Raw genomic sequence first — 13,852 nt, forward strand, 5'->3', positions numbered from 1 at the left:
GCTGCTGGCGATGCCAACGGCTTGGGTGACACTGACTATACTGAGAGTGTCCCCCACGCTTGAGGAGTTTACTTATGAGTCATGTCTACAAGATCATTGAACTCACAGGTTCATCGCCCATCAGCTCTGATGATGCCATTCGCAATGCTATCGCCGCCGCGAGCCAGTCACTGCATCACCTGCGTTGGTTTGAAGTCATCGATAGTCGGGGTCATATTGAAGCGGGGATGATTGCCCACTGGCAAGTGACCATCAAAGTCGGTTTTACCTTGGATGCGGAGTAGGTTAGGCGTCGCGCGGTAAGCCTTTTTCAATAATGCGCAGTAGGCGCTGCTGTTTGCGATCATCGCTCGGCGCCGCCTGCTGTTTTTGTTGCTGTTGCGCTAATGCCCAATCGATATGCTCAGCTACCAGTGCGCTGGCGCTGCTGCGTTTGGCTTCCAGCTCGGTCACAATCTCGGCGCTGTAGGGCGCATTCCCTAGGGCTACCGCAATATTGCGTTGCCAACGTTCATGGCCGATACGGCGAATGGCGCTGCCTTCGGTGTTTTTCAAAAACGTCGCTTCATCCCACGCAAACAGTTGTAACAGCGACATCTGTTTCAGCTGCGGCCGAATGTGGAAATCCTCTTCCTCGGTCAGCGGTGCTTCACGGTTCACCGGACACACCAGTTGGCAGTCATCACAGCCATAAATGCGGTTGCCTAGCAGCGGCCGAAACTCTAGCGGAATGGCACCTTGTAACTCAATGGTGAGATAAGACACACAGCGGCGACCATCGACCACATATGGCTCGACAATGGCGCCAGTAGGGCACGAAGTGATACAGGCGACGCATTTGCCACATTGGTCGGCCATCGGAATATCCACCGGCAGCGGCAGGTTAATCAGCAATTCACCAAGGAAAAACCAACTGCCCGATTCTTTGGCTAAGATCAGCGAATGTTTACCGGTCCAGCCTAAGCCCGCTTTGGCCGCCAGTGGCCGCTCAAGAATCGGTGCTGAGTCAACAAATGGCCGGTAGCCACTGTCAGGTAATTGCAACTCGGCTAAGGCTTGGTTGATGCGCTCACCCAGTTGTTTCAAGCGGTTACGCATCAGTTTGTGGTAATCGCGACCGCCCGCATAACGGGAGATATACGCCTTGGTCGGATCTTCAAGGTTTTTGGCAAAGCCCGCTTGCGGCGGCAGGTAGTCCATTCGTACTGAGATGACGCGCACGGTGCCCGGATGCAGCTCGGCCGGGCGGGCGCGCATCATGCCGTGGTTGGCCATATAACTCATCTCACCATGGTAACCTTTGGCTAACCACGCTTTGAGTTTTGGCTCCTCGGCGCTTAAGTCGATATCGCAAATGCCGACTTTGGCAAACCCCAGCGCCTGACCCCACTGTTTGATGTCGCGGGCCAGCTGATTGAGTAAGCTAGCGTCAAAGCTTGGCGGCGTGTCAGTCATGGACAAGTGGCTGCTGGGTGGATAGGTGGGGCGCATCATAGCAAATTTGCGGTCGCTAATGCAGTGCTAATCAGCGCTGCTAAAGCGTTAGCGCCAATGTTATACTTGCCGCCGTTTTAGTTTTGGGAATCGATATGAGCCAACAAACTCAAGAATACCGCGAGCAGGCATACACCGCCGCGGTGAACATCTGTGGCACTGTGTTGCCGATGGATAAACTGCCAGAAGGGCTGCGTGAAGCCTATGACAGCTTGTTTGATGAACTGCTGGCGGATAACACCGCGACCTTCGAAGAAGCGTGGCTTAGCCTGCCAGCGAGCGCCACTAAGCTGATGCCAAAAGCCCACTTTCACGGCTTCTTTATTGCCGCGGCTTGGTTGCAATTGAGCATGGTTGGCCAGCAACTAGCCGAGAAACAAGCGGATAGTGAGCAAGAGCTGTCACAGCAAGATACTGATGGTATCTATGCGCGGATCTCAAAAGATGCGCTGCGTGAAAGTATCCGTAAGTTGAAAAAAGCCCGTACTGATCGCCGTCTGCTCAACAGCATGCGTGAAGTGATTGGCTTGCCAGCCTAATGCTGCTGTATACGCGCTAATAAAAAACGGATGCCGATGGCATCCGTTTTTGTTGCGACAACCGACCAAACTTAGAATGAAGTACGGCGGTAGCGGCGATACTCTGGTTTCCAGAAGTTATCTTCAATCGCTTGCAGCAGCAGTTCGTCAGTTTTCGGCAGCGCATAACCTTGCTCTATTGCCACTTTACCTACTGCAAAGGCGATGTGTTTACTGACGGCGTGGATATTTTCCAAGCGTGGCAGCAATGAACCTTCACCGTTGATCGCTAATGGTGAACATTCTGCCAGTGCGCGGCTAGAGGCCATCAACATCTCATCCGATACGCGGCTAGCGCCGGTTGCCAACACACCTAAGCCGATACCTGGGAAGATATAGCTGTTGTTACACTGGGCAATCTCGTAGGTTTGACCATCAATCACCACAGGTTCGAATGGACTGCCGGTAGCCACTAAGGCTTGGGCGTTGGTCCAGTACAGAATATCTTTTGGTGTGGCTTCGACACGGCTGGTTGGGTTCGACAGTGGGAACACAATTGGCCGCTCGCAGTGTTGATGCATCGCTTTGATGATCTCTTCACTGAACAGTCCCGGTGCGCCAGATACCCCAATCAAAATGGTTGGTTTAGCGTTGTTGACCACATCCAGCAGGGAGATGTTGTCGCAGAAGTTATCCCAACGTTCGATATGCTCGCGTTTTTGCGCCAACGCACTTTGGAAGTTGTGCAGGTTAGGCATGTTGTCTTGCAGCAGACCCCAACGATCCACCATGAACACTTGTTGACGCGCTTGTTCGTCGCTAATGCCTTCAGACACCATCTGTGCCACAATCGCTTCTGCGATACCACAACCGGCACTGCCGGCACCGAGGAAGGCGATGCGTTGTTTGCTCAACTGGGTGTTAGCGGCTTTACAGGCGGCCAGCAGTGAACCTACGGTCACGGCGGCAGTGCCTTGAATATCGTCGTTAAAGCAGCAGTATTTGTCCTTATAACGCTGCAACAGTGGCATCGCGTTTTTCTGGGCAAAGTCTTCAAACTGGATCAACGCATCAGGCCAGCGGCGATGAATCGCTTCCAGCACTGAGTCGACAAAATCGGCATATTCTTCACCGCCAACGCGGCTATGGCGCCAACCCATATACATTGGGTCTTCCAGCAGATGTGGGTTATCAGTGCCCACGTCTAAGGTGATTGGCAAGGTGTATGCTGGGCTGATACCACCACAACTGGTGTACAGCGACAGTTTACCAATCGGGATCCCCATGCCGCCGATGCCTTGGTCACCGAGCCCCAAAATGCGCTCACCGTCGGTAATCACAATCACTTTTACTTTGTGGCGAGTAGAGTTATTGAGGATATCGTCGATACGTTCCTTCGCTGGATAGGAGATAAACAACCCGCGGTTACGACGCCAGTTTTTCGAGAATCGCTCGCACGCCAGCCCCACAGTTGGCGTGTAAATGATCGGCATCATCTCAGAAATGTTGTTTTGCACTAGGCGGTAGAAGAGGGTTTCGTTGGTGTCTTGAATATTGCGAAGGTAGATATGTTTGTCGAGGTCATTATTGAAACTGCGGAATTGGTCATAGGCTCTGGAAGCCTGCTCCTCAATGGTTTCAATATAATAAGGCAGCAATCCTTCGAGATTAAACGAGGTACGTTCTTCCTCGGTGAAGGCGCTGCCTTTGTTGATCAACGGTGCTTCTAAAAGTGCTGGACCCGCAAATGGCATATAGAGCGGGCGTTTGTTGTCGTCCATAGCGAACCTTTCTTAGATTTTTCAGTGGTTAGATTTCGTGATCTGGTAGGCCATAGATTAGCACGAAATGTGACCCTTGTAGCACTTATACGACTTTAGTGACTTTATTTAGTACGAATTTTGCCCGTTCAACCGGTTCGCTGGGTTGAACGATAGCGTTAAGATTTTCCGCGTAACTTGAGTGACATACCTTTTAACAGGTTGCGCATCACTTGATCACCACAGTAGCGATAATTCTTTTGTTCTGGGTTGCGGAAAAAGGCCGACAGTTCGGTCTTGGTCAAACGAAAATCCGCCAAGGCTAACATCTCGATAAAATCTTCCTCTTTAAGTTGCAGTGCGATGCGCAGCTTTTTAAGGATCAGGTTGTTATTCAGATCGTTGCTTGGTTGCGGAATGCCTGCCCCCGGTTTTAGGCCGCGCTTTTCAATAATTAGCGCGTCCAAAAATTGGCACAGAGTGCGGTTATCACAAGGACGGTAGTCTTGCTCGTCCTCTTTTTTCATGATCGCTACTAACAACTCCGGTTCTATCTCGCGATGGACACGAGCAAACATGCGGATCATTTTGCTGTCATGAATATTAAGGGCGTAGCGCAGACGGCGCAGAATGTCGTTATTGGTCATGTTGGTATTCTATTCAATGGCGGCGCATGCACGCCGCAGCAAAACTTACAGTTGGCTAGCCGCCCATTTGGCGCGACTTTCGCGGCTTTCACCCAAGCCCGCTTGTTCACGGAAGGCTTTGTAGGATTCTACATTGAGTGGCACCAGTGCGATGTCGACTTCCAACACTAATTTGCACTCTTTTTTGATGCGCCAAGCTGCCGTGTTGTATAGCTCGGTTAGCGGCAGTGAACTCAAAAACTCTGGGTTGTACTGGGTGTAGAGCGCTTGCGTTGGATACACCACGAACGCCAAACGGCGTTTAGGCTCTTTCTTAAACATCGCTTCGATTGAGTCACAGGTGTTGAGTACTTGCATCTCGATGATGTCATCAATTTCTAGCAGTTTTTTCTCTGCCAGTTCAGGAATCGCCAATTGGCCTAACTCCCACTGTTGCAGCTCTGCTACTGAACATTTAAGTAGTTCAGCAGCTTTCTCTTCACTGAGACTCAATGACAAGCGCAGACATTGGAATTCAAACGGTGTCAGGGCGTAGTGCGCCATAGTGTTTACCTTATGTGGTTAGCTTGGGAGCCAGACTTCTTCAACCCATTGCCAGAATGATTCAAAGGCGTTGTCTTCATCAAGAAAGCCGTCTTGCCAAAAATAGACGATGCCTTCTTCGTTAACGCAGTAAAAATCGTCGCCGAGCTGACAGATTGGCATCAAGTGACGTGGCAAGCCAATCGACCAAGCGTAAGCCGTCACTTCAGGCAGATAAGTGTGCGAGTTTGGGTCGGCCACGGTGACGGGCTCGATGGAACCGACAATCACGTCGCTGGCATACAGCAAATACTCTTTCACTTCTGCCGGGATAGGCAGCAAGATCTGCTCTTCTGCTTCAACAATCTGCTCAAAACTCGGTAGCTCTAATGGCACCGGGACGGTTTCGCTCTGCTCTTGCAGCTGTTCTATCACTTCATGCATGGCTTTGGCCTCAATTGGCGGTTAAGGAGCGAGAGTATAACGGCTTAAACCAAAGGCACAAGGCTTGTACGCTCAGGCGGCTTTTTTGCGCTGGGTTTCTGTGATACTGCGTGGATGCTGGTAACGACAATAAAGCGGCGACCACTTGCCGCTTTGGCGAATGACTCGGAGAACATCTGCCACCTTTTTGTCAGCAAGTTAGCTGAAAGTGGCGTGCTACAAGGGTTTTAACTGGGGTTTTGTGGTTGGCCTGATTCTTGTATGTGGCTGTTTAACGTCAGTTTTATGACTTGCTCCACGGTGAATTTCCCGTGGTTAACAGCGAGTCGCTATAGATGAGCAGCAACAAGAGGTGGCTATGTCGTACACTGTTTTCCGTTATGTCGCGGTATTATTGGTTGGCAGTTTAATGTTCGGTTGTAATGAGCAGGAAATCAGCCAAGAAAAGACTGAGCATGGGCGCATGCTGGATGCTGCAATGCAAGCTACCCATCCTATTAAAAGCGATACCAAAGTTGATGGCGTGAGTTTAACGCCAAGTTGGTCGTCCGAGCTTAACTTGCCAGACTTCAACCCATTTAAGTTGCATGAGCACCGTGGCCTAAGCTTTGCCAATGTTACCTTTGATTATGTCGCTCATGCGGTGCAACAGATTTCCATGTTTACACCAACGGATCGTATGTTGTCGCAACAAGATTATTGGTTGGACGACAGCAGTGTGAGTCCATCGCATCAAGGCGATATTTTGCCGCAACGTAATGCGTTTTCTACTAGCGCATGTTGGGATAATAGCTGCCGAGGTCAGCAAGCTGCCTATCAACAACCTAATAAATCATTTTGGGAACAACGTATCGACAGCAGTGCTAAGCTGGATCTTGCCGATAAAACCGTCAAGGACGAGAGCATTTTTGCGGGCTTGTTGCCGAAAAAGAGCAAAAGCGAAAGTTCATTCTTTGCGCCTGATACCTCATTTGATTGGCATTTCTCCCGCGATCAAATCGCCGGTATGATTGTGGTGTGTATGTCGTTATCGTTGTTAGCTTGGATCGTATTCATCTAATAGCAGCTTACCGAGCAACGGGATATTCAGTCGATATGAAAAAGGCGCCTTGATGGCGCCTTTTTTAATTGCGGAATGTTTACCAGATTTTCACGCGTTTTGCTGGTTCAACATACATCTTGTCGCCAGCTTTCACATCATAAGTGCTGTAGAACTCAGGCATGTTTTCCAGAGAACCAATCGCACGGAACTGTGCTGGTGAGTGTGGGTCAGTCGCTACGCGGTTACGCATTGCTTGCTCTTTGACTTTCGCACGCCAGATTTGCGCGAAGCCTAAGAAGAAGCGTTCATCGCCAGTCAAACCATCAATCACCGGTGCTTCTTTGCCGTTCAGAGACATTTTGTATGCCTTGTAAGCGATAGTCACACCAGATAAATCACCAATGTTTTCGCCTAAGGTCAGCTCGCCGTTAACGTGCAGATCTGGGTATACATAGAAGTTGTTGTATTGCTCAACCAAGGCTTTGGTTTTTTCTTGGAAGGCTTTCAGATCCGACTCGGTCCACCAGTCACGCATGTTGCCGTCACCGTCGTACTTAGCGCCTTGGTCATCAAAACCGTGACCCATTTCGTGACCGATTACCGCACCGATACCGCCGTAGTTCACTGCATCATCTGCCGCCATGTTGAAGAACGGTGGTTGCAGAATCGCGGCTGGGAACACGATTTCGTTCATGGTTGGGTTGTAATAGGCGTTGACGGTTTGCGGGGTCATGTGCCATTCATCACGGTCGATTGGCGCACCCAATTTAGCCAGTGATTTTTCATGTTCAACAATACCAGCGCGCATTTCATTACCGACCAGGTCATCAGCAGAGATAGTCAGCTTGCTGTAGTCTTCCCATTTGTTCGGATAACCGATCTTCGGATTAAATTTCGCCAGTTTTTCTTTAGCGGCGGCTTTAGTCGTCGTTGTCATCCAATCCAAGCCATCTACGCTGTTGCTATAGGCTTGACGCAGGTTTTCTACCAGATGTTCCATGCGTGATTTGGCTTCAGGGCTGAAGTGGCGTTTCACGTACACTTTACCAACGATTTCGCCCAACAGACCGCTGACTTTATCCACACCGCGTTTCCAGCGAGGTTGTTGTTCTTCTTGGCCGTTCAAGGTGCGGGCGAAGAAATCAAAGTTTTCTTCGTCAAATGCGCTGCCCAGATCGCCTGCGTAGTTGCTCAGCAGGTGCCAACGCAGATAGGTTTTCCAAGTGGCAATGTCAGTATCTTTCACCAATTTACCCAGTCCAGTAACAAAGCTAGGTTGGTTGATGATGATGTCCGTCGCTTGACCTGCACCGATGGCGCTCAGATACAGGTTCCAGTTAATTTCTGGTGCCAACTCTTTTAGGTTGCTGACTTCATATTTGTTATAGGTTTTGGTGCTGTCACGGCTAGCGACCACATCCCAGTGCGCTTCGGCAATGGCGGTTTCTAGCTTCATGATCGCTTCTGCGCTTTTACGTGGTTTTTCCCAACCCGCCAGTTTGAACATCTTGGTCATATGTTCAACAAACGCGGTACGAATGTTGACGAAGCGTTCAGCGTCATTGAAGTAGTAATCGCGCTCTGGCAGGCTCAGACCATATTGCCAAATTTGGCTGACGTAACGGGTGGAGTCTTTGCTGTCGATATCCACGAAGAAGGCAATAGGAGTACCGCCACCAACGGCTTGCTCGGCACCAAAGTATTTCACCAAGTCATCGGTGTTTTGAATCGCATCAATTTTTGCCAAGGATGGCGCTAATGGGGTAATGCCGAGTTTATCTAAAGTGGCAGTATCCATGTATGCACGATACAGATCCGCCACTTTTTGCTCGTCAGAACCGGCTTGCAGATCTTTTTTGGCGGCGACTTCTTCGATGATCGCTTTGATATCGTTCTTAGCATTTTCACGCAAATCGTAGAAGGCACCTACTGAGGTACGGTCTGCTGGGATTTCAGTGCTTTTCAGCCAACCACCGTTTACATAAGTATAAAAGTCGTCTTGAGGACGGACACTTTTGTCGAAGTTGTTAAAATCGATACCTGAGCTGAGTGCTTGTTTAACGGCAGTCGCTGCTGGGGTTGTTTGGCTTGCTGGTGCTGATGTGTTGGTAACATCTGTTTTGTCACCACAGGCAGCCAAGCCTGCGATCATGGAGGCACACAGGCCGCCAATCAGTAACTTTTTCATATGGAGTCCTTGTTCGCTTTGCTCAATGTTGGCTGGCAAAGTACTTATGTGACGGTATAGCAATGGCCTAAGTTGGCGGTATTGCAGACCGAACATGTTAAGTGGCTGGCGGTTTGCTCTCAAGTCTTTAACATTGCCAAATGTGTCACGAGTTGTAAGCAAGTTTGTTCCGTCAGCGTCTTTAGCGGATAATAGCCGCTTTGCTGCTGTAATCGAGTACGGAAATTGAGGCTAGACAAATTTATCTGTGAGTCGACAGGCTTGACTCGCGCCCTTGCCAAACGGGTGTTGAAACAAGGTGAAATCACCGTAGATGGTGAGGTGGTGAAAGATGCCAGTTTGAAGGTATCGCCAGCGATGGTTATCTGTTTAGAAGGTGAACCACTCAGCTTGATTGGTATCCGTTACATCATGATGCACAAACCCGTTGATACCTTGTGTTCCAACGTCGATGAAGTGTATCCCAGTGTGTTGACCTTGCTGGATGAGCCGTTGTTAGATCGACTGCACTTTGCCGGACGGTTAGATGCCGACACCACAGGTTTGTTGTTGATCACCGACGACGGTCAATGGTCGCATAAAGTCACCTCTCCTAAGCGTGAATGCGGTAAACGTTATCGCATCTGGTTAGCCGAGCCGCTGGTGGCCGATGCCGAACAGCAACTGCAACACGGCTTGGAACTGCGCGGCGAAAGTGAACTGACGCGACCGGCACAACTGCAGCGCATCAGTGACACCGAAGTATTGCTAACGATTACTGAAGGTAAGTATCACCAAGTAAAAAGGATGTTTGCCGCGCTGGGCAACAAAGTGATTGGGCTGCACCGTGAAGCGATTGGTGCGATTGAGCTAGATGCGGCACTGACGGAAGGTGAGTGGCGTTATTTAACCGACGCCGAGATTGCTAGCGTCGGTTAAACAGCTAAGCGGTTATTGTTTGGCTAACTCAATGTCACCGCTGATGGTATTGATCTCAATACTGGCGGTGGCAGCGCCAGTTTGGAACGACAAGCTTTCGCTGTGGGTATATTTGGCTTTGACGGGCTTGTCACCAGTGAGCTTGTTGTCAATGTCGCCGCTTGGACCACCGTTGATATCAAACTCGGCATCGGGCAGTTGGCTGAAAGTTAACTCAATATCACCACTGACACTGTTAAGCTCGGCTTTTTTGGTGATGGTGTTGAGTTTGACTTTAACATCACCGCTGACCGCATTGAGGTTAAGTTGCTCGACGCGTTGCAGTTGTAACTTCACTTTACCTGACACAATGTCGGTATACACTTCACTGGCTTGGCTGTCGGCCGTCAAATCACCACTGACCAAACTGTAATGAGCAGTGCCACTACTTTGTTGATCTTTGATATCGCCTGACACGGTTTCTAGCGTCAACTTGCCACTGAGATCTTTCGCTGTGATGTTGCCAGATACGGTGCGCAAGTTGATGTCGCCGTTCAGTTTGATCAGGGTCAACTCGCCACTCACGTTATTGCCGTCAACGCTGCCGTCTAGGTCACTCAGTTTAAAGTCGGTAGAGACGCCCGCCAGCTTCAAGCTGGTGTTTTTGGGCAACATAATCTTCAATACTGAACCGTCATTATTGTTGCCGGAATACTGGCGCGGCAGTTTGTCCTCAATAACAAATTTGCCGCCTTGTTGTTCGAACACCAATCCATCGCTCTTTTCATCCAAGGTGCCACTAATCGACACTTCGGCTTTATCCCAGCTTTGAATGGTGACATTGCCGCGTTGTACTCGCAGGTCGATTTTTTCACCGGCGGCCAAGGGGGCTTGTTTGTCGACCTTGTCAGCGGCGAAAGCGAAAGTGCTGACACTGGCAGCAAAGGCAAAGACTAAGGTTGATTGCCATTTCATATGCGGATTCCTTGTGTTGGATTGTTGGCAGGGACCGGCAGTTGCTGTCCTTGCGTGAGTAATTCTATTTGACGTTTTTGGCTCCACAGCCATAGTTGCCACAGTTGTTGATTCTGTGGGTCTTGCTGCAACGCGTGATAAATCTTGTCCGATGCTTGCTGTAATTCGCTCACCCCTTGGTTGATAGGCGTGGTGAGGCTGGCGGGCTGCCATTGTACCCACTGGCTTTTTTGTTCCAGTTGCGCGATCTGCTGCTGATGCTGTTGCTGTAATTCAGCCAACATTGCTAACAATTCAGGGTTGGGGCGTTGCTGTGGTTGCCACAGCGTATAACTTAAGGCTCCAACCACCACCAACACGCCTGCTGCCAACAGCTGTCGCATCGGCCGCGGTTTACTCGCAGCGGTTAAACGCTGCTCTATTTGTGGCCACAAGTCGCGTTCTGGCGCAATGGCCTTGGGGGCGAGTTCTAGTAACTGTTCAAGTGACGGCTTACTCATGACAACATCTCCTGCAGTAAGGCTTTGGCGCGGTGATATTGGGCTTTACTGGTGCCTCTGGTGATCTGCATCAGTTGGGCTATTTCCTCGTGGCTATAACCTTCCAGTGCAAATAACACAAATACCACGCGGGCGCGCTCAGGTAGGCGCAGTATGTATTTATCTAATTGCATGCCATTGGGCAGCGGTGTCGATGGTTCACTTATCTCATGGAACTCAGTGCTGCTTTCGGGGAGAAACCGTGCCCAAAAGCTTCGATGTTTCTGCAGTGACGCCAACGCTTGATTGACCGACAAACGATGCAACCACGTGGCAAATTGGCTTTCGCCGCGAAACAGATCCAATTTCTGCCATGCCCTGACAAAACAATCTTGTGTCATCTCCTCCGCCAACGGTACTTGCCCAGCGAGACGCAAACAGAGTGCGTAAACCTGCTGATGATGGCGGTGATACAAGCACTCAAATGCTTGGGTATCGCCGTTGCGCGCTTGGTTAATCCATCGCGTTTCGTCATCAATTGTGTTGCTGGTTGCGGCTAAGTTCACTGGCTTCCCTGTAGGGTGATGGTGAATGACATTTGTTAATTAGATACTGGTCGTCATGCAAAAGGTTGGAATGACAAAGCATTATTTTTACTCGCCGTCATTGTTGCAGCTACATGAGTATATTCAAAGCACCGCTAGCCTGTTGTTTGAGTTCGCAAAAATGGCATGGCTCAACTATGGTTTTATCAGACGTTTTGGTCTTCTTGTTAGGATATTCGCCATGTTAATTCGGCATAAACTGATCTTGAGTGCGGTAGTGTCCATCGGTGCGTTAGTGGCCATGTTTGCGCTTAAAGAATACTCGGCAATGGTGCAGTCCGAGTTATCGCAAAGTTCAGCATTAGTGCAGCAGGTCGACAACCATGTGTTGCAGCTGCGCAAGCAGGAAAAGGACTTCTTTGCTCGGCGCGATATGCAGTATGTCGATAAACATCGGGAAGTTTATCAATCGATTGCACCACTCATGCAACAGCTAGTGACGTTGTTTCATCAATATGACCTTCCTACGGCTGAGGTTGATACCCTCCAGAATGAATTAGCGCGTTATTATCGCCAGTTTTCCGAGGTCGCTGAGTTACAGCAGCAGATTGGCTTAACGCCAACAACGGGACTGTATGGTGACTTACGTTCCGCCGTACACCAAGTTGAAACCTTGCTCGATAAACATCAAAGTGATGCGTTATTGGTAAAAATGCTGCAACTGCGCCGCAATGAGAAAGACTTCATGCTGCGCCGTGACGCCAAATATGTTGAAACTTTCAAAGGTAACTTTGACCAATTTATCGCGCAGCTTAACGCAAGTGAGTTAGACACTGCGGTTCGGGCGGAGATTGAGCCACTGATCCAAAGCTATAAGAGTGCATTCTTGAAATTGGTCGATGCTGAGACTGTCTTAGGCTTAGACGAGCATTCCGGCAAAATGGATGTGCTACGTGCGGTGATTGCTAGCACTGAACAATCGACCGAACAACTGTTGCAACAAGCCGAAGCGCGTATCGCTGCTGAGCAGCAAGCCACCTTCAAGTGGGGTCTTATCCTGTTTGCCATCATAACCGTGGCAATGTTGTGGGGCACGGTGCTGACGATCTTGAGCATCATCCGCCCAGTGAACAGCATCACCAGTGCTATCGCTAAAATTGAACACAGCAAAGATTTATCGCTGCGCTGCGAAGTGCGTAGTAATGATGAACTTGGCGAGATCAGCCGTCACTTTAACAATATGGTCGGCAGTTTTCAGCAGGTGATCCAGCAGGTGTTAGGCTCGGTCGATACCATTAAAGATGCGTGTAACCAGTTATCAGATAACTCCAAGCTGGCGTCGTCAGGCGTGACGCAGCAGTTGACCGAAACGGACATGGTTGCCACCGCTATCACTGAAATGGGCTCTACTGTCGAAGAGATTGCACGCAACACCGAACAAGCGGCGAGTCGCGCGTCCTTGAGTCATCAAAATGCTTTGCTAGGGCAACAAGGGGTAGAGCAAAGTATTGCGCAGATCCAAGCCTTGGCGGCCCAGTTGAATGATTCGGCCAAAATCGTCAGTGAGCTGGAGCAAGACAGCCAAACCATTGGCAGTGTGCTTGAGGTGATCCGCGGTATTGCCGAACAAACCAATCTACTGGCGTTGAATGCGGCCATTGAGGCTGCTCGTGCGGGCGACCTTGGCCGTGGTTTTGCGGTGGTGGCTGATGAGGTGCGTAATCTGGCGATGCGCACCCAGGAATCAACCGAAGAGATCGCCGGAATCATTCAAACACTGCAAAACCGTACTGGCACCATAGTCAAAACTATGCGCCAGAGCCAACATCAAGGCACTGAGAGCGCTGAACAGTCCGCCAAGGCGGGCAGTTTGTTAGGGGAAATTACCGGCGATATCACCGAGATCATGGACATGAATACACAGATTGCCGCAGCGGTTGAGCAGCAAAGCACAGTAGCGGCTGAGATTAACCGTAACGTGGTGGCGATTCGTGACATTGCAGAAGCGTCGGCACAAGCCGCGAATGATAACGCCAAAGCATCAGAGCAGGTGCGCCAGCTAGCTAACGGCTTGCACCAGTCGGTGAGCCAATTTAGCACGTAGTGGTCTTAGCTGGATATGACGACCAGAAGCCTCGTTGATACGGGGTTTCTGCTTTTTAGGTAGATAGATTTGCGTAAGGTCGGATTTAATATTGGCGTTGTAGAGCAGCCAATTGCGGATTTCAGATACAAAAAAACCTCGTATAAACGAGGTTTCTAAGTTGGTACAGGTGAGAAGACTTGAACTTCCACGCCCGTAAGGGCACCAGCACCTGAAGCTGGCGTGTCTACCAATTCC

The 13,852-nt window shown here is 49.9% G+C and carries 14 protein-coding genes; 5 read left to right on the plus strand and 9 right to left on the minus strand.

The annotated features are described in order from the left end of the window. Positions 1-74 precede the first annotated feature (74 nt). Positions 75-284, plus strand: a complete 210-nt coding sequence (locus tag L9G74_RS17770; RefSeq protein WP_238898110.1) for a dodecin — start codon at positions 75-77, stop codon at positions 282-284. 1 nt (position 285) lies between these two features. On the opposite strand, the gene queG is transcribed toward L9G74_RS17770, so the two are convergent. Beyond that, positions 286-1,455, minus strand: coding sequence for a tRNA epoxyqueuosine(34) reductase QueG (queG, locus tag L9G74_RS17775; RefSeq protein ID WP_238898111.1), 1,170 nt, complete (start codon positions 1,453-1,455; stop codon positions 286-288). Positions 1,456-1,589: 134 nt separating this feature from the next. On the opposite strand from queG, the gene L9G74_RS17780 reads away from it, so the two are divergent. Then, entirely contained in the window at positions 1,590-2,033 is a 444-nt protein-coding gene (locus tag L9G74_RS17780) for a DUF3069 domain-containing protein (protein ID WP_238898112.1), read from the plus strand. A gap of 71 nt (positions 2,034-2,104) precedes the next feature. Here the strand turns inward: L9G74_RS17780 and L9G74_RS17785 are convergent, their stop codons facing one another. The 4 genes from L9G74_RS17785 to L9G74_RS17800 form a co-directional block, all read right to left on the minus strand. Beyond that, positions 2,105-3,793: an NAD-dependent malic enzyme gene (locus tag L9G74_RS17785; protein ID WP_238898113.1), complete on the minus strand. Its 1,689-nt coding sequence runs from the start codon at positions 3,791-3,793 to the stop codon at positions 2,105-2,107. Between the two features lie 158 nt (positions 3,794-3,951). After that, positions 3,952-4,419 (minus strand): YehS family protein, encoded by a 468-nt coding sequence (locus tag L9G74_RS17790; protein ID WP_238898114.1) that lies wholly within the window; start codon positions 4,417-4,419, stop codon positions 3,952-3,954. Positions 4,420-4,464: 45 nt separating this feature from the next. Next, on the minus strand, positions 4,465-4,962 hold the full coding sequence (locus L9G74_RS17795; protein WP_238898115.1) for a DUF4447 family protein: 498 nt from the start codon (positions 4,960-4,962) through the stop codon (positions 4,465-4,467). 18 nt (positions 4,963-4,980) lie between these two features. Then, positions 4,981-5,385 (minus strand): SMI1/KNR4 family protein, encoded by a 405-nt coding sequence (locus tag L9G74_RS17800; protein ID WP_238898116.1) that lies wholly within the window; start codon positions 5,383-5,385, stop codon positions 4,981-4,983. Between the two features lie 358 nt (positions 5,386-5,743). Here L9G74_RS17800 and L9G74_RS17805 point away from each other — a divergent pair, with 358 nt between their 5' ends. Beyond that, complete coding sequence (locus tag L9G74_RS17805; protein ID WP_238898117.1) at positions 5,744-6,445, plus strand: hypothetical protein; 702 nt, start codon at positions 5,744-5,746, stop codon at positions 6,443-6,445. A 79-nt stretch (positions 6,446-6,524) separates the two neighbouring features. Here the strand turns inward: L9G74_RS17805 and L9G74_RS17810 are convergent, their stop codons facing one another. Further along, the gene (locus L9G74_RS17810; RefSeq protein ID WP_238898118.1) at positions 6,525-8,615 is read right to left on the minus strand and encodes a M13 family metallopeptidase; all 2,091 of its coding nucleotides are present in this window, start codon (positions 8,613-8,615) and stop codon (positions 6,525-6,527) included. A gap of 225 nt (positions 8,616-8,840) precedes the next feature. Here L9G74_RS17810 and rsuA point away from each other — a divergent pair, with 225 nt between their 5' ends. After that, positions 8,841-9,533 (plus strand): 16S rRNA pseudouridine(516) synthase RsuA, encoded by a 693-nt coding sequence (rsuA, locus tag L9G74_RS17815; RefSeq protein ID WP_238898119.1) that lies wholly within the window; start codon positions 8,841-8,843, stop codon positions 9,531-9,533. Between the two features lie 12 nt (positions 9,534-9,545). Here rsuA and L9G74_RS17820 read toward each other — a convergent pair whose 3' ends face one another. The 3 genes from L9G74_RS17820 to L9G74_RS17830 are packed head-to-tail and all read right to left on the minus strand — an operon-like array spanning position 9,546 to position 11,532. After that, on the minus strand, positions 9,546-10,487 hold the full coding sequence (locus L9G74_RS17820; RefSeq protein ID WP_238898120.1) for a DUF4097 family beta strand repeat-containing protein: 942 nt from the start codon (positions 10,485-10,487) through the stop codon (positions 9,546-9,548). After that, entirely contained in the window at positions 10,484-10,987 is a 504-nt protein-coding gene (locus tag L9G74_RS17825) for a hypothetical protein (RefSeq protein WP_238898121.1), read from the minus strand. The genes L9G74_RS17820 and L9G74_RS17825 overlap by 4 nt, the downstream gene beginning before the upstream one ends. Next, positions 10,984-11,532, minus strand: coding sequence for an RNA polymerase sigma factor (locus L9G74_RS17830; protein ID WP_438944585.1), 549 nt, complete (start codon positions 11,530-11,532; stop codon positions 10,984-10,986). Before L9G74_RS17830 ends, L9G74_RS17825 begins: the two co-directional genes overlap by 4 nt. 220 nt (positions 11,533-11,752) lie before the next feature. Between L9G74_RS17830 and L9G74_RS17835 the strand changes: the two genes are divergently transcribed. Continuing rightward, positions 11,753-13,615, plus strand: coding sequence for a methyl-accepting chemotaxis protein (locus L9G74_RS17835; protein ID WP_238898122.1), 1,863 nt, complete (start codon positions 11,753-11,755; stop codon positions 13,613-13,615). Positions 13,616-13,852 lie beyond the last annotated feature (237 nt).

The sequence above is a fragment of the Shewanella electrica genome, assembly GCF_022321485.1.
Taxonomy (GTDB): domain Bacteria; phylum Pseudomonadota; class Gammaproteobacteria; order Enterobacterales; family Shewanellaceae; genus Shewanella; species Shewanella electrica.